Raw genomic sequence first — 15,175 nt, 5'->3', positions numbered from 1 at the left:
AAAAACCTCCTCATATCTATCCTAGTATATCAAAAATGGTCAATTTTTCCAGCTCTTTTCAAGATTTTTACACAAGCATTTTCCCCTCTCCCTCTATGTTTCTGCTCCTTTTTCTGATATACTTAGTATAGTTATTTGATCAAAAGGAGAACACTATGGAATTAAAAAAACGTTCTGAATTTCCTGAGAAGGAACTCTGGGACCTCACAGCCCTCTACCAAGACCAGGAAGACTTCTTGCGTGCCATTGAAAAAACACGCGAAGAAATCAATGAATTTGTCCGTAACTACAAGGGCAAGCTCCACACTTTTGAAGACTTTGAAGCTGCCTTTGCAGTCTTTGAACAAATTCAGATTCAACTCAGCCACATTGGTAACTACAGCTTTATGCCCCAAACGACAGACTTTGGCGATGAAGCTTTTGCGGAAATTGCCCAAGCAGGGATGGATTTCGAAACTTGGGCCAGCGTCGAACTTTCCTTCTTTGACGATGCTTTGGTAGAAGCGGATGAAGAAGTCCTTGAACGTCTGGGACAACTCTCTCACCTCACTTTTGCCATTCGTCAGGCTAAAATCAAAAAAGCTCACTACTTGGGAGCTGATGTAGAAAAGACTTTGACCAACCTTGGTGAAGTCTTCTACGGACCTCAAGACATCTATACCAAGATGCGGGCGGGTGACTTTGAAATGGCTGATTTTGAAGTAGATGGAAAAGTTTACAAGAATAGCTTTGTCACCTATGAAAACTTCTATCAAAACCATGAGAATGCAGAAGTCCGTGAGAAAGCCTTTCGCTCTTTCTCAGAAGGCCTCCGCAAGCACCAAAACACAGCTGCTGCCACCTATCTAGCCCAAGTCAAATCTGAAAAACTGATCGCAGACATGCGAGGTTACGACTCCGTCTTTGACTATCTCTTGGCTGAGCAGGAAGTGGATCGTGCCATGTTTGATCGTCAGATTGACCTGATCATGAAGGACTTCGCTCCAGTCGCTCAAAAATTCCTCAAACACGTGGCCAAGGTCAACGGCCTTGAAAAAATGACCTTTGCCGACTGGAAGTTGGACTTGGACAGTGCACTCAACCCAGATGTCACCATTGATGACGCTTATGACTTGGTCATGAAATCTGTGGCACCTCTTGGAGAAGAATATTCCCGCGAAATCGCCCGCTACCAAACCGAACGCTGGGTCGACTTTGCGGCCAATGAAGGCAAGGATTCTGGTGGCTATGCAGCCGATCCTTACCGTGTCCATCCTTATGTCCTCATGAGTTGGACAGGACGGATGAGCGATGTTTATACCCTGATCCACGAGATTGGACACTCTGGTCAATTCATCTTCTCAGATAACAACCAAAGCTACTTCAACGCCCACATGTCGACCTACTATGTAGAAGCTCCTTCTACCTTTAACGAGCTCCTCCTCAGCGACTACTTGGAACACCAGTTTGACGACCCTCGTCAAAAACGCTTTGCCTTGGCTCACCGTTTGACAGACACCTACTTCCACAACTTTATCACCCACTTGTTGGAAGCAGCCTTCCAACGCAAGGTCTACACCCTGATCGAAGAAGGTGGTACCTTCGGCGCTAGCAAGCTCAATAGCATCATGAAGGAAGTCTTGACCGAATTCTGGGGAGACGCCGTTGAAATCGATGACGATGCAGCTTTGACCTGGATGCGCCAAAGCCACTACTACATGGGACTATACAGCTATACCTACTCAGCTGGCCTAGTTATCTCAACCGCTGGTTACCTGCATTTGAAGAACTCCGAAAACGGAGCCAAAGATTGGCTAGATCTCCTTAAATCAGGTGGTAGCAAGACCCCACTTGAGTCAGCCATGATTATCGGAGCAGATATCTCAACTGACAAACCACTTCGCGATACCATCCAGTTCTTGTCTGATACGGTTGATCAGATTATTGCTTACAGTACAGAATTGGGAGAATAAGTACAATTTTCAGACTTAGTTTATTCTAAGTCTGATTTTTTAATTAAATATCACCAGTTAGTGATTGAAAACGCTCTTATATTGTGGTATGATTATTGTGAAAAATATTACTAAGTTTGGAGAAAAAAATGAAAAAGTTTGTCGATTATATCATGGCTCAACCAGTTTGGAAAGTCCTTCTTTGTGGTCTCGGAATCCTCTTTATGATTTTTAATCCCAAGATCATTCTCCCACTCCTCTTTTTTGGTGGTATAGGATTTGCATGGTATTTTGCTAAAAAGAAACCCAACGCTACTAAAAAAAATATCGCTGCTATTGCTTCCGTTCTTGCAGTCGGAGGCACCTACTTAATCAATCCCAATATAGCTTCCACTAAGCAAGAAGAGCAAACTCAAGCTACTCATTTTGCATCCACTCCGTCTAAAAAAGACGAAAATGCCAAAAAAGAAGCTGAAGCAAAACGTGAAAAGGAAGCAGAAGAAAAAGAGAAATCTGAGAAAGAAAAAGCAGAAAAAGAGAAAAAAGCAAAAGAAGAACGCGAGAAAAAGGCGAAAGAAGAGCAAGAACGAAAAGAAAAAGAAGATCGCGACAAAAAAACGAAGGAAGAACAGGAACGAAGGGAAAAAGAAGAACGAGATAAGAAAGAGGCCGAAGCAAAACAACTTGCTGCTCAAGCTGAAGCTGCCGTACAACAACTAGAAAATAATCAAATTCAAGATAACGTTGCTCCAGCCCAAGCTGCCATCGCAAATGTAGCGGACCAAGGAACAAAAGACCGCTTAACTCATCGTGTTGGATTAGTACAAAATGACATTAACGTCAGGGCACAACAAGCTGCTGAAGCTGAACGAGCTCGACAAGCCGCAGCCGCTGAACAGGCCAGACAAGCTGCAGCTACCCAACAAGCGCAGCAACAACAAGCATTTGTCACACAACCTCAACAAGGGGGCTATCGAAATTGTAGTGAAGCACGCGCCGCAGGGGCTGCACCGCTATACAGAGGAGCCCCTGGTTATAGCCCTCGTTTAGATAGAGATGGTGACGGTGTTGCTTGTGAATAAGAAAATTCTGAGCCTCCTTTTTTCCATTTGTACAATCTCTCTGCTTGCTATTTTATACTTGAATTTCAAAAAGAGAGAAATTATTATCCCAGGTTCTTACAAGGAAGCAATGACTTACGTCAAAAAGATTCCGCTATCTGAAGTACAAGAGAAAATCAACAACAAAGAAGATTTCATCCTCTTTATCGGTCGCGAATCCTGCCCATACTGCCAAAAATTTGCTCCCAAATTAGCAGTTGCTATTCAGAAAACGAATCAGACCGTTTATTACCTTGATAACGATTCTAAAGAACGAAAAGAGATCACCTCCTTTGCTCATGATATGAATGTCAAAACCGTACCAAATTTATCATCTTTTAAAAAAGGTAGTAAAGAAAACTATTTAACAAAAGGTAGTAAATCAAGCATTGATGAAATCATAGAACTCTTGACTCAATAATCCAATTTAAAAACATCTATACAAAAAAAGCTAAAGAATCATTTTCTTTAGCTTTTTTCCTTTTTAACTTAATTCAACTCAGCAATAATTGCCTTAATTTGTGCTGCAGTATGCACACCTGCTACTTGTTTGACAACTTGCCCATCTTTTTTAAAGAGTAAGGTTGGGATGGACATAATGCCGAAAGCACGCGCGGTTTCTGGATTCTCATCCACGTCCATTTTAACGATCTTCAACTCATCTTCCGAAAGTTCTTCCGATAATTTTTCTAGGATAGGAGCTTGCATGCGACATGGACCACACCAGGTTGCCCAAAAGTCTACCAAGACCAATCCTTCTTTCGTTTCTGCTTCAAATGTTGCATCTGTAATTGCTTTTACCATTGTTTTTCTCCTTTAGTTTTTGTATTGATCGAGGTCTTGCTTCATCAAATAGAAGAAGACATCTCCGTAAGTTCCATGGTAATCGAGTTCGTGCCCATTATAGGTCAATTTTTGTACAGGATAGTAATCCGCTACACCAATCAAGCAAGTCTGTTGGGAGCGTTCAAACTCTTCATAGGAATCAAAATGCATGACTCTTTCTTGCTTTGCACCATCTAGATATGTAATATCAATCATAGCGATAACCTCTATTTCTTAAGATGTATCAATTGTAACTCTCTTCATTACATCTGTCAAACAAAACGACTTCCTCAGAATGATGGATCTTGTGCGATAAGGAAAAGACAACAAAACAAAAAATCTCCCCGAAGGGAGATCGATCTGATCTATTTTACCTTACGATGCTAGGAACCGTAGCCGAAGATTATACTGGATAAAATCGTTCTAGAAAAGGCGACGAACCGAAGATTGTAGGCTCTATCGTGCCATTTTCATACATGATGTATAGTCCAAGTGTAATGAATACTAAGGGCACAACGATTCGCTCATATTTTTCAATTGTCTCGGATATTAACGGCATAGAGGATAGCACACGACTAAGCTCGCAAAAGATAATTATGCCGATTGCAAACACAAGCAACGCCACGAGTGTCTGTGACCAATCTAACGAAGCAAAATAAGGTATATAGATACCTAAATTATCTCCGCCAGACGCAATTGTCAGCAATGTAACTGTCCAAAACAGTTGATTTGCCTTGCTTTGTTCAAATCTTTCAATAATTTCCTCCTCTTCTTCCTCACCTTCTCCAACAATTGCAAAGCGAATCCCTAAATAGATAGGGATTAAACCAAGCAATCCAACCATCCATGCTTCAGGCACGAAATTGACGACATAAGCAGCAACTAAACTCGCCCCTACAAGTAAGCCTGTGCCTAGATATTGCCCCGCATAAATATGCCATTTCTGTTTATTCTGTGATAGCTGTGCAAATAAAATAATTAAAATAATTAAATAATCGATACTGGTGGAAATATAAACACCAATAGCAGATATGATTGTCTGTCCCATAAAAAAACTCCTGTATTAGTCAGTAATAAATCAGCAGATTTTAGGGAAGCACAGACACATTAATTTAGCTATCGCTAGTGGGTAATGTCGAACGTAAGAAAGCATTTTACTCCTCCTCAAAACGTAGTTACAAAGTAATTTCTAACTGGAATTCGGTGACTACTTCCATGTAAAGTATAACCCACTATACTTTACTTCGTAAAGTCTGGGCTCTCCGAGGGGGCTTGCAGACTGCTACCATTTGAGATTTTTGTAGTCTCCAAAATTGTGGCCGATAAAACCCCAATAAAAAAGCCCTCTGAATTCAGAAGGCTCCATTCTTGCTGGATAAAACGTTTCTAGACAAGGCGCCGAGCCGAAGATTGTACTGATGGTACATCGAGGCGAAGTCAACGAAGTATAGAAACGTTTTAGACGCAAGATTAACGACGAAGTCCAAGAGAGTTGATCAACTCACGGTAACGGTTAACGTCGTTGGTACGAAGGTAAGCCAACAAGTTACGACGGCGACCAATTTTCTTCATCAAACCACGGTAAGTAGCGTGGTCTTTTTTATGTTGTTTGATGTGGTCGTTCAAGTGGTTGATTTCCCAAGTAAGGACAGCAACTTGTACTTCTACTGAACCAGTGTCACCTTCGTGACGTGCGTATTGTGCAATGATTTCATTTTTTTTCTCTTTTGAGATTGCCATGATAAGCTCCTTTTCTTTATGCTCTATCCGAGTGGCAGGTTTGGCATAGCCTGCTACCAAGAAAGAGTTAGTTGTCTATTCGACCTATTCATTCTACCAAGATTTCATCTTTCTGTCAAACACTTATGTTTCCTTCCAGATGAATTTTTAAGGACAGATCCATTTTACAAAAGCCCATTCCTTTACTCTACGTTGAACCTCAGGAAGTTGAACGATTTAACCCTATTATTCCTCAAACAAAGAGATTTTAAAAGACAAATATCTTTTAGAATATTTGCCTTTTAACTGTATGAATCTTATTTTTCTTTTCGTTTACCACGCAAGAGCAAAGCCAAAGCAAAAACTGCTAAGAGTGCACCGAGTATGGTCAACCCATAAGCAACGACTTCACCAGTTGATGGAAGAATTTTTTTCTTTCCTTCTCTTGGTGTGGTTGGAGTTTCTGGTTTCTCCGATGTGCTTGGTGTGGTTGTCGATGGAGTCGTAGACGGTGTAGTTGTTGACGGCGGTGGTGTAGTCGTAGACGGTGGTGGTGGGGGCGTACCTGGCGGGGTTGCCGGTGGTGTATGATGGTTGGTTACCGTGAAACCATCAATAGTTGCTGTATAGCCTGCCACTGGATCCTCTGTAATGGTGTAGGCAAGCTTCTTGCCTTCCTTGTATACTGGTAGATCCGTAAAGCTTGCCTGCCAATTGTCAGTAGCAGTGATTTCTTTTACAGCCACTTCTTGGCCATCTGCAAGAAGACGGACTGTTACCTTATCTGGACGAAGACCATCTTTATTTTCCTTATCATCCCAGATTTTCTTGACAGCTACTTCTGTCACTTCTGGCTTGCGGCTATTAGTGATCACTACATTTCCCTTGTTACTGTCATCAACTGTACTAATATAGCCTTTGACTGTTCCAACTTCTTTCACTTGGTACTGAATCTCTTTGCCTTTCGCTTTTAGAGGCAAATTGCTAAAAGTATGAGTCCAGTTATTTTTAGCAGAAAGTTCCACTTCTTTTCCTTGAGCTTTGCCGTCTGCATAAAGCTGTACCTTAATGGTGTTTGGACGTTTTCCATCTTGGTCATTGTTGTCTTCCCAACGTTTTGTAACAGTGACGCTGGTTTTACCTGGCTTGTAGCTATTAGTAATAGTTGTTCCATCAATCGCAGCAGAGTAATTGGCTACTGTGTCTTCTGTGATCGTGTAGACAATTTGTTTACCGTGATTGTATTTTGGAAGATTGGTAAAGACTGTCTTCCAATCAGTCGCTGCACTTAGCTCTTGGCTAGCTACTTCTGTACCATCTGCAAGGAGACGAACAGTGACCTTGTCAGGACGAACACCATCTTGATTATCATTATCTTTCCAGATCTTCGTTACTGGAATTTCAACAACTTCTGGTGTACGAGTGTTGGTAATATTGGTTCCCTCAATAGTTTTTTCATAGCCTTCAACAGGTTCTTCTGAAACAGTGTAGGCAATAAGATTACCAGCATCGTCAACAACATCAAGATTGTCAAACTGATAGAGCCAATTTCCTTCTGCATCTGCTTTCACTTCTTTAGAAGCAACTTTGGTCCCATTCGCTAAAAGATTGACGGTGATTTTTGATGGTCGTTTGCCATCATGGTTGTCATTGTCATTCCATGTCTTTTGACCAGCAACGCTTGTTTTTTCTTTTTGGTTTACGACATCACGAGAAATTGCGAGGTCATTTCCAAAATCGTCCTTGCTGATCTTGATAGGCTCTTCTGATAGGACATATCCTGTCGGAGCTTGAATCTCTTGAACCGTATAAGCTTGCTTGATCAAGCCAGTAATGGTTCCTGTCCCCTTCTCATCTGTGGTAATGATTCCGACTTGCTCACCAGTGTCATCTGCTGTCACAGTAAAGACAGCACCTGCAAGAGCTTGCCCATTTTCTCCTTTTTTATGGATGGTGAAGGAATATTTCTCACCTTTAAAATCTCCATCAAGGAATTGATACAGAATGTCTGCAACCTTATTTTGCTCCTGGACTTCTGTCGCTGTCATCTTCGCATTATTTTTGTAGGAAGTATTGATGGCTGGGACCTTGTCCAAATAAACATCATAGCGAATCGTCATTCCTTGTTCTGGAGCTAGATCTCCGATATGAACCGTTAGAGATTGACCATCGGCACTGACAACAGGGGAATAATTTTTAGTGACATTTGTGGTATCTCGTAAATGATAAGCCCCATCTTCGTTATCGATCTGCCAAGTTCCAGTATGGATGTTGACAGAATCTGCTTTGATTTTTCCATCTGTAAAGGCCAATTGGTCTTTAATATCAATATTATGAAGGGCTGTGTGACCTTGATTGATGTTCAAGGTATAGGTCAATTTTAATTTATCATCTGAGTTAGTCCAACCCCATTTGCTAAAGACTTCTGGAGTTGGAGGATACTCACCTGGATTCACTCCTTTATAATCGATCTTTCCACCTGAAATGACGTTCTTATCGACCGTAAGAGTGAAATCAAGCGTCTTTTGTCCTTTGACAACTTGGTGATCCACACGCGCGAAAAATCGCAGTTTCCCTGTTACATTGGCCATTCTTTCAGGATAGTCTGTATAGGTTACTGTGATGATTTTTCTTTGCTCATCTACCGTTGCTGTCGCAACTTTTTGCCCACTTGGATCGAGCAGGTCAATGGTGTCCGTTTCAAAGACCTTGAAGTCATCTCCAAGTTGAATGACGGTCTGATCTCCCGCTTTCACACGCCCATTAGGCAGGACAAAGTTCGCTTCAACTTGAAAACTTTCCCAAACACCGAGTGGTTCTGTAATGGCCCCACCAGTTGATTTGGAGATAGTGACAGATGATACGACATCATTGATCGTATCTGCATGAACTTTAGCGAGACTATTGGGTTTGGCAAATCCTAAAGCCGCTACCAAAAATAGGGCAACTGTTGTTACAACAGAATAAAGCCTCTTTTTCATAAACGATTTTACTCCTTTTTCTACGTTTACTAGATAAGGTATAGGCGGAAAAAAAATTATCACTACATATTGTGAATTTACGCACAACCTATCTTTTTTCATTATAATCGATTTACTTTGAGAAGACAAGCTAATATATATGCTTTTTGTATTTTAAGTACATTTTTTTGATACAAAGAAAAATAGCAGTCTGTAAGAATCAGACTGCTTTGTTTTTTGCTTATAAGGGAACTCCAAACACCTCTAGGGACTTGAGTTCAGAGGGCTTGAGTCTCCGCCACTCCCCCAATTCAAGAGTGGGATCCAGACTCAGAGGACCCATGGAGATGCGCTGGAGATCAACTACTTCCTTGCCACAGGCTACGACCATGCGCTTGACCTGGTGAAATTTTCCTTCTGCGATGCGGATCTGAACCAAGCAAGTCTTGGTTTCTTGATCAACTTCCAGAATCTCCAACTCAGCTGGCAGAGTCGTGAAATCTTTCAACTCTATTCCTGCTTTGAATCGGACGACATCTTCTTGCGTCATGATTCCAGCCACATGCGCGCGGTAGACCTTATCCACATGCTTCTTCGGTGACAACATGGCATGAGCCAACTTCCCATTATTGGTCAAAAGTAGCAAGCCATGGGTATCGATATCTAGCCGTCCGACAGGAAAGACTTCCTTATGACGAGCTGTCTCATCCAATAAATCCAGCACAGTTTGGTGATGGTCATCCTCTGTAGCGGAGATGACCCCAGCTGGTTTATTGAGCAGATAATACACGAAGGTTTCATGGACCAGGTCTTCCCCCATAAAGGTCACCTGATCCTTGGCTGGATCAATCTGTAGTTTCCCTGCTGTCTCTTTTTTTCCATTCACTGTAATTTTCTTTTGCTTGAGGAGTTGCTTGACCTCGGTCCTACTCCCCACGCCACAATCTACTAAAAATTTATCTAAGCGCATGATCTCTTCTCACCCTTTCGCACAATCCAAAGGCCAAAAAAGGAAACCAGGATCATGAGGATACCAGAAAATCCAAAAATAAAGGCAGGAGCTGAGGAAACAGTTCCTAAGAGGCTGAGAACAAAGGTCGTCGCGATCGAACCTGCACTACACCCCAAAATCGCAATGGAAGTTGCCTGACTTAGTACTCCAGCGGGCATCTGATCAGATATGACATTAAAAACAGTTGTGAGAGCTACACTATAGGCAAAGCCTGCAAGGACGGTCACAATGGCAAGCATCCAGAGATTGGCAGAAAGCCCGATCAACATTTGGGTCAAGCCATAGGCCACTCCCGAAACGAGCAACAAGCGATCGCGGAAGAGCTGGGTTAATGGGGAGAAGGCTAATCCTGCAAGAATCCCGACAAATTGCATAGCTGCTAAAATAAGCCCTGCAGTTTGGGCAGTGCCATACCCAACTTGCTCCACCACACTTGGAATCCGAACAGTAATCATGACATTAGATAAGACGATCGACGCCGCAACAACAGCTAAGCCTAGTGCCGTCCGCCATTGACTAGCTGTCATCTGATCATTCCGATGTTTCTCCTCTGCATCCACTGTTTTCGAACCATAAGGGACAAATAAGAGATACAAGAGCAAGATAGGAATACTGATTCCATAGACGAGAAAGGCAGCCTGCCAGCCAAAGCGGATCAAAAGGCTAACCCCAAAGGTCAGAACTGCTGTCCCGACAACTTCTGCAGAGCCACGAATGCCAAGGGTTTGGACACGTTCTTTCCCCTTGTAACGCTCACTGATAATAGCGATGGCAGATACATTGAGCAAACCGACCGCCATCCCAAAAATAATCCGAGATAAAAAGACAACCGGATAGGCTGGACTGATCAAGGGAATAAAGCCACACAGGGCGTACGCAACTAAGCCTATCACAATCATCTGACGCTCTGAAAACAGGCGCCCAATCCATTTATTGAAGATAAGTGAAACCATGATCCCTGCTGAAGGAAGCGAGACCAATAGCTCAATCATGCTATGAGGAATTCCCTTGTAATAGGCAAACATGGCCGACTGCGCACTCGAAATCGAAAACGAGGTCGTCAAAATGAATGAAAGCGCGAGAATACTCACTTTCTCCATGATTCTTTTCATTATATTATCCTTTAAACTAATCTTTTTTCACACTCCTCCTATAATAACACGAGCTAGTGACAGGACGCAATAGATTGAATTAAAAAAACGAAATGATTTCTCCATCATTTCGTTCGTGCTAGTAATTGTGAGGCGAAGACTCCTGTTCCAACCATCAAAACGCCAATCAAGACAAAAAGCAGGTGATTGGAAGGAGCTAGTGGCGTCACCAACTGGATGAAGAAAGAAGAGAGGGCTGATCCGAGATTGCAGCCAATCAAGACAAGCGAGGTCGCAAGGTTCAGGAGATTGGTTGGGATTTTTTCAGATAAGTGATAAAAGATACTGGTGACCCCCGTACTGTAGGTAAATCCTGCCAAGAGGGTTCCTAGAACCAGGCTCCACAGCTGTCCAGACAAGCCAATCAAGGCTAAAGCTAGACCGAAACCAAAGCACATGATCATGAGCAAGTGCTTTTTGAAAGCATGTGTCAAACTAGCAAATCCCACTCCCGCTACAATCCCTGTCAATTGCATCAGACTTAGGACTGTTCCAGCTGTTGTCGCCGTTCCCATACGAGCGTCAACAATGATATCCGGCACGCGCAGGCTAATGATGGAATTGAAACAAATGATGATGCCAGCAATCACGGCTAGCATCAGACTAAAACGCCATTGAGGGGAGCGAAGGCGTGCGGAACTTTTCTTTTTCTCCTTCAAGCTAGCCTGTTTTTTCCCCTTAGGATAGGGGACAAAAAGGATATAGAGGAGTAAAATCAAGTAACCACCTCCATATACGGCAAAGATCGCTGGCCAGCCTAGGGGTAAGAGTTGTCCCACCATAAAAGTCAAGATGGCAGAGCCCACCACTTCAGCAGCCCCCCGATAGCCCAGCATCCGAGTCTTGTCATTGCCTGAGTAGCGTTCACTGATAATCGAAATAGCCTTGGCATTGATCATTCCTGTCCCCAAGCCAAAGATCAAACGACTTAGAAAGATGAGAGGATAGTCCTGCACAACCAAAGGCAAAAGCCCGCTAGTTGAAAAGAGCAAAAGTCCTGCGACAATCATCTGGCGCTCACTCATCCACCGCTCGATCAGGCTATTTAAAAAGAGCATGGCCACAACCGCAAAGGCCGGAAGGGAAACCAAGAGTTCCACCTGGCCTGCTGAATATCCAAATTGGCTAAAATAGGCCTTCATAGCCGGCAAACCGGCTGTAATTGAAAATGATGAGATCAGCATGAGCGACAAACTCAAGAGACTGATTCTTTCCATTGTTTTTTTCATTTTTTATTTCCTACACTTTACTGGTAATTTTTTGATTTCACTAACTTTTTCAGAAAAGATTTAAACTAGTATTTTCAATAGAATCCTAGTATAATCAATTTAGAAAGAGAAAAACAGGACATTTGTCCTATTTTAGGAGATTAAGATGAAAAAAGTTTCCCCTTCTACGAAACTCATGGAGATCATCACTGACTACCAATTGGATCAGATCTTTCCAGGTGACTGTCTTAGTCAGCTGGACCTCGTTCTCTATCAGGCTGGAGAGTATATCTGCCGCCAGGGTTCTGACCAAGATGTCATTCCTTATTTTCTCAAAGGCCGGCTCAAGATCGTCCACAGTCTTGAAAATGGTAGCGACACCATCCTTGAAATCCAAGAAAAACCTGGACTCTTAGGAGAGATTGAACTCCTGCTCGATCGGGTCTGTATCACATCGGTCATTGCAGACCAAGACTCACTAGTCGTTCAGCTCTCTGCTCGGCATTTCAAGGACCGACTCCTACTTGATCCAACCTTTTTGCGCTCTACTGCCAAGACCTTGGCTGAGAAATTGCACCAGATCAACTATTTGGCTCCTGCCAACTTTCATTATTCGGTCAAGGAACGCCTAGCTACGCATTTTCTGGAGCATTGTGATGAAAATGGGACCCTCAAGCCCAAGATGAATCAGCTGGCCCTGCGTTTTGGGATCAGCTACCGCCACCTTAGCCGTGTCATCAAGCAGATGATCGACGAGGGCTTAGTCCAAAGAGAAGGGCGAGTCTATACGATTTTAGATGCAAAAAGGATGAATGATTTGTCCATCAAACATGCGGAAACCGCCGACAGATAACTTTAATTTTAGGCTCTTTTGTGTTATCATGGAGGTTAGAAAGAAAGTGAGAGTAAAACGATGAAAGCAATTGAAAAAGTTACAAGAGCATCCCATTTGATTGATATGGATGACATCATTCGCGAAGGAAATCCAACACTTCGAGCTGTTGCGGAAGATGTGACCTTCCCTTTGTCTGATCAGGAAATTATCCTAGGTGAAAAAATGATGCAATTCTTGCACCATTCTCAAGACCCTGTTATGGCTGAAAAACTTGGCCTCCGTGGAGGAGTGGGACTCGCTGCCCCTCAGCTGGACATCTCGAAACGCATTATCGCTGTTTTAGTGCCCAATCCAGAAGATGCCGATGGCAACCCACCAAAAGAAGCCTATAGCCTTCAAGAAGTCATGTACAATCCAAAGGTTGTTGCCCATTCTGTGCAAGATGCGGCTCTTGGTGACGGGGAAGGCTGTCTCTCTGTAGACCGCAACGTCCCAGGCTATGTGGTTCGCCATGCCCGCGTGACCGTGGAGTATTTCACAAAAGATGGGGAAAAGAAACGCATCAAACTCAAAGGTTATAACTCCATCGTCGTCCAACACGAAATCGACCACACCAACGGCATCATGTTCTATGACCGCATCAATCCAAACAACCCATTTGAAATCAAAGAAGGCCTCTTGATTTTAGAATAAGATACAAAGGGCGTAGCGGATACAGTCAAAATAGGGAATACGACGAAGAATCCAAAAGATTCTAGGAGGATTCATCTTTTTGACACAATCCGTAGCCCGTGTTCATTTAATAAGATACAAAGGGGATAACTGACAAAAACGTAAGGTAGAAGTGATGAATTCACTCCTACCTTACGTTTTTTATTTACGAGACTGCGTCTACCGATTTCTGTCGCTTGGCGCAGTGTTTGATTGGAACTACTCCTACCTGCGGTACTCGTACTTCCTGATCAACTGGGCGGGGGGACTAAAAAGGTCCGGTGGACCTTTTTTGCCCGAGCCTTAAATCCAAAAAGCGAGGTAGAAATCAAACTCTTCGAGTTACTGATTTCTGTCTCTTAGCACAGTGGTTGATTGACGGTACTTGAACCTTTCGGTTCTTCGTCCAGTCTAATCAACTGTGTGGGGGCAGGACTACGAAATCGAGACTGCGTCTACCGATTTCTGTCCTGCTCCCTATATTGCCCAATCTCCGTTGCGGAAGACTGGGACGCGGGTACCGTCTTCTCGGATGCCGTCGATATCCATTTGGCTTGAGCCGATCATGAAGTCGACGTGGACGTCTGAGCGGTTGAGGCCGGCTGCTTCGAGTTCTTCTTCTGTGAATTCTGCGCCACCTTCTACGCTGGTTGCATAGGCTGCCCCGATGGCCAAGTGGTTAGAGGCATTTTCATCGAAGAGGGTGTTGAAGAAGGTGATGCCTGATTGGGAAATTGGGCTTGGATCTGGTACAAGGGCACATTCACCTAAGGCACGCGCTCCCTTGTTTTTGAAGACCAAATCTTTCATGACTTGATCGCCCTTTTCAGCTGTGATATCCACAATTTCTCCATTTTCAAAGGTCACTTTGATGCCTTCGATGATGTTCCCATTGTAGCTAAGCGGTTTTGTAGAAGTGACATAGCCTTCTGCGCGACGGAAGTCAGGGGCTGTGAAGACCTCTTCTGTCGGCATGTTTGGCAAGAAGCCTTCGCCTTGGGCATTGATAGCTCCGGCAGATTCCCAAACGTGGTTTTTCGGCAAGCCAAGAGTCAAATCGGTGCCTGGCGCTGTGTAATGAAGGGCTGAGAATTGTTCTTTATTAAGGGTATCTGCCTTGCTCTTCAAAATAGCAGCATGCTCTTCCCAAGCCTTGACTGGATCTTCTTCGTACACCCGGCAAGTCTTGAAGATTTGATCCCAAAGGAGATCCACTGCTTCTTCATCGCTCGCCGCATTTGGGAAGACTTTTTTCGCCCATTCTAAACCAGCTGCAGCAGCAACAGTCCAGCTGACCTTGTTGGATTGAGTGGCGATACGCATTGGTTTCATGGCCATACCCAAAGCCTTGGCAGAGGCAGACAATTTCTCTGCATCGACACCATTTAAGGCACCTGGATCAGAAGAACGGACACCAAGACGACTGGCTTTGTGTTCCAAGAGGTAGTTCATCTCTGCAATCTTGTAGTCAGGCACGTTGTCCAAGCGATCCATCGGTGCATGGAGGAATTTTTCCCGGTTGGTGAAGTCATCTGCCCATTGGATGATCACTTCGTGCGCACCCAAGGCATAGGCTTCCTTCACAATCAAGTGGGCCAATTCTCTTTGTTCCACATCGATGTTCAAAACCAAGGTATGGCCAGGTTGCACGTTGATGCCATTCGCCACCAACAATTTAGCGTATTTTTCGAGGTTTTCTTTAAAATTTGGTAAAACCATTTTT

General features: G+C 43.4%; 14 protein-coding genes. 5 read left to right on the top strand and 9 right to left on the bottom strand.

Annotated elements, in window-relative coordinates; genetic code table 11:
* The first annotated feature begins 155 nt into the window (after window positions 1-155).
* The 3 genes from pepF to QM968_RS08145 all read left to right on the top strand — a co-directional run bounded on the left by pepF (window position 156) and on the right by QM968_RS08145 (window position 3,452).
* A complete protein-coding gene (gene pepF, locus QM968_RS08155) occupies window positions 156-1,952 on the top strand; it encodes an oligoendopeptidase F (RefSeq protein ID WP_414383452.1) in 1,797 nt (598 codons plus the stop codon).
* Window positions 1,953-2,080: 128 nt separating this feature from the next.
* The gene (locus tag QM968_RS08150) at window positions 2,081-3,013 is read left to right on the top strand and encodes an excalibur calcium-binding domain-containing protein (protein WP_414383450.1); all 933 of its coding nucleotides are present in this window, start codon (window positions 2,081-2,083) and stop codon (window positions 3,011-3,013) included.
* Window positions 3,006-3,452, top strand: coding sequence for a thioredoxin domain-containing protein (locus tag QM968_RS08145; protein ID WP_414383448.1), 447 nt, complete (start codon window positions 3,006-3,008; stop codon window positions 3,450-3,452). The genes QM968_RS08150 and QM968_RS08145 overlap by 8 nt, the downstream gene beginning before the upstream one ends.
* Window positions 3,453-3,520: 68 nt before the next feature.
* Here the strand turns inward: QM968_RS08145 and trxA are convergent, their stop codons facing one another.
* The 8 genes from trxA to QM968_RS08105 all read right to left on the bottom strand — a co-directional run bounded on the left by trxA (window position 3,521) and on the right by QM968_RS08105 (window position 11,927).
* The gene (gene trxA / locus QM968_RS08140) at window positions 3,521-3,835 is read right to left on the bottom strand and encodes a thioredoxin (protein WP_009732179.1); all 315 of its coding nucleotides are present in this window, start codon (window positions 3,833-3,835) and stop codon (window positions 3,521-3,523) included.
* 12 nt (window positions 3,836-3,847) lie between these two features.
* Entirely contained in the window at window positions 3,848-4,072 is a 225-nt protein-coding gene (locus QM968_RS08135; RefSeq protein ID WP_003010037.1) for a DUF4649 family protein, read from the bottom strand.
* A gap of 187 nt (window positions 4,073-4,259) precedes the next feature.
* Window positions 4,260-4,904: a CadD family cadmium resistance transporter gene (locus QM968_RS08130; RefSeq protein WP_125374551.1), complete on the bottom strand. Its 645-nt coding sequence runs from the start codon at window positions 4,902-4,904 to the stop codon at window positions 4,260-4,262.
* Window positions 4,905-5,326: 422 nt separating this feature from the next.
* Window positions 5,327-5,596, bottom strand: a complete 270-nt coding sequence (gene rpsO / locus QM968_RS08125) for a 30S ribosomal protein S15 (RefSeq protein ID WP_009732177.1) — start codon at window positions 5,594-5,596, stop codon at window positions 5,327-5,329.
* 296 nt (window positions 5,597-5,892) lie between these two features.
* Window positions 5,893-8,556 carry a Cna B-type domain-containing protein gene (locus tag QM968_RS08120; protein WP_414383446.1) on the bottom strand — a complete coding sequence of 888 codons (2,664 nt, stop codon included), beginning with the start codon at window positions 8,554-8,556 and terminating at the stop codon, window positions 5,893-5,895.
* Between the two features lie 220 nt (window positions 8,557-8,776).
* Window positions 8,777-9,505 (bottom strand): pseudouridine synthase, encoded by a 729-nt coding sequence (locus tag QM968_RS08115; RefSeq protein ID WP_414383444.1) that lies wholly within the window; start codon window positions 9,503-9,505, stop codon window positions 8,777-8,779.
* Entirely contained in the window at window positions 9,496-10,659 is a 1,164-nt protein-coding gene (locus QM968_RS08110; RefSeq protein WP_009732174.1) for an MFS transporter, read from the bottom strand. Before QM968_RS08110 ends, QM968_RS08115 begins: the two co-directional genes overlap by 10 nt.
* 104 nt (window positions 10,660-10,763) lie before the next feature.
* A complete protein-coding gene (locus QM968_RS08105) occupies window positions 10,764-11,927 on the bottom strand; it encodes an MFS transporter (protein ID WP_414383442.1) in 1,164 nt (387 codons plus the stop codon).
* A 145-nt stretch (window positions 11,928-12,072) separates the two neighbouring features.
* Here QM968_RS08105 and QM968_RS08100 point away from each other — a divergent pair, with 145 nt between their 5' ends.
* Both QM968_RS08100 and def read left to right on the top strand, forming a co-directional pair.
* On the top strand, window positions 12,073-12,759 hold the full coding sequence (locus QM968_RS08100) for a cyclic nucleotide-binding domain-containing protein (RefSeq protein ID WP_414383440.1): 687 nt from the start codon (window positions 12,073-12,075) through the stop codon (window positions 12,757-12,759).
* 60 nt (window positions 12,760-12,819) lie between these two features.
* Complete coding sequence (gene def / locus QM968_RS08095) at window positions 12,820-13,434, top strand: peptide deformylase (protein ID WP_003004253.1); 615 nt, start codon at window positions 12,820-12,822, stop codon at window positions 13,432-13,434.
* Window positions 13,435-13,929: 495 nt separating this feature from the next.
* On the opposite strand, the gene QM968_RS08090 is transcribed toward def, so the two are convergent.
* The gene (locus QM968_RS08090; protein ID WP_414383438.1) at window positions 13,930-15,171 is read right to left on the bottom strand and encodes an aminopeptidase; all 1,242 of its coding nucleotides are present in this window, start codon (window positions 15,169-15,171) and stop codon (window positions 13,930-13,932) included.
* Window positions 15,172-15,175 lie beyond the last annotated feature (4 nt).

The sequence above is a fragment of the Streptococcus sp. OMI870 genome (assembly GCF_047460295.1).
GTDB lineage: Bacteria > Bacillota > Bacilli > Lactobacillales > Streptococcaceae > Streptococcus.
Note: the sequence above shows the minus strand (reverse complement) of the source record. Positions and strands in the feature narration are given on the sequence as shown.

What these genes read in the sequence shown, in the direction of transcription:
- def (WP_003004253.1), top strand. Translation starts at nt 12,820, where the DNA reads ATGAAAGCAATTGAAAAAGTTACAAGAGCATCCCATTTGATTGATATG.
- pepF (WP_414383452.1), top strand. Translation starts at nt 156, where the DNA reads ATGGAATTAAAAAAACGTTCTGAATTTCCTGAGAAGGAACTCTGGGAC.
- QM968_RS08105 (WP_414383442.1), bottom strand. Translation starts at nt 11,927, where the DNA reads ATGAAAAAAACAATGGAAAGAATCAGTCTCTTGAGTTTGTCGCTCATG.
- trxA (WP_009732179.1), bottom strand. Translation starts at nt 3,835, where the DNA reads ATGGTAAAAGCAATTACAGATGCAACATTTGAAGCAGAAACGAAAGAA.
- QM968_RS08120 (WP_414383446.1), bottom strand. Translation starts at nt 8,556, where the DNA reads ATGAAAAAGAGGCTTTATTCTGTTGTAACAACAGTTGCCCTATTTTTG.
- QM968_RS08110 (WP_009732174.1), bottom strand. Translation starts at nt 10,659, where the DNA reads ATGAAAAGAATCATGGAGAAAGTGAGTATTCTCGCGCTTTCATTCATT.
- QM968_RS08135 (WP_003010037.1), bottom strand. Translation starts at nt 4,072, where the DNA reads ATGATTGATATTACATATCTAGATGGTGCAAAGCAAGAAAGAGTCATG.
- rpsO (WP_009732177.1), bottom strand. Translation starts at nt 5,596, where the DNA reads ATGGCAATCTCAAAAGAGAAAAAAAATGAAATCATTGCACAATACGCA.
- QM968_RS08115 (WP_414383444.1), bottom strand. Translation starts at nt 9,505, where the DNA reads ATGCGCTTAGATAAATTTTTAGTAGATTGTGGCGTGGGGAGTAGGACC.
- QM968_RS08150 (WP_414383450.1), top strand. Translation starts at nt 2,081, where the DNA reads ATGAAAAAGTTTGTCGATTATATCATGGCTCAACCAGTTTGGAAAGTC.
- QM968_RS08130 (WP_125374551.1), bottom strand. Translation starts at nt 4,904, where the DNA reads ATGGGACAGACAATCATATCTGCTATTGGTGTTTATATTTCCACCAGT.
- QM968_RS08100 (WP_414383440.1), top strand. Translation starts at nt 12,073, where the DNA reads ATGAAAAAAGTTTCCCCTTCTACGAAACTCATGGAGATCATCACTGAC.
- QM968_RS08090 (WP_414383438.1), bottom strand. Translation starts at nt 15,171, where the DNA reads ATGGTTTTACCAAATTTTAAAGAAAACCTCGAAAAATACGCTAAATTG.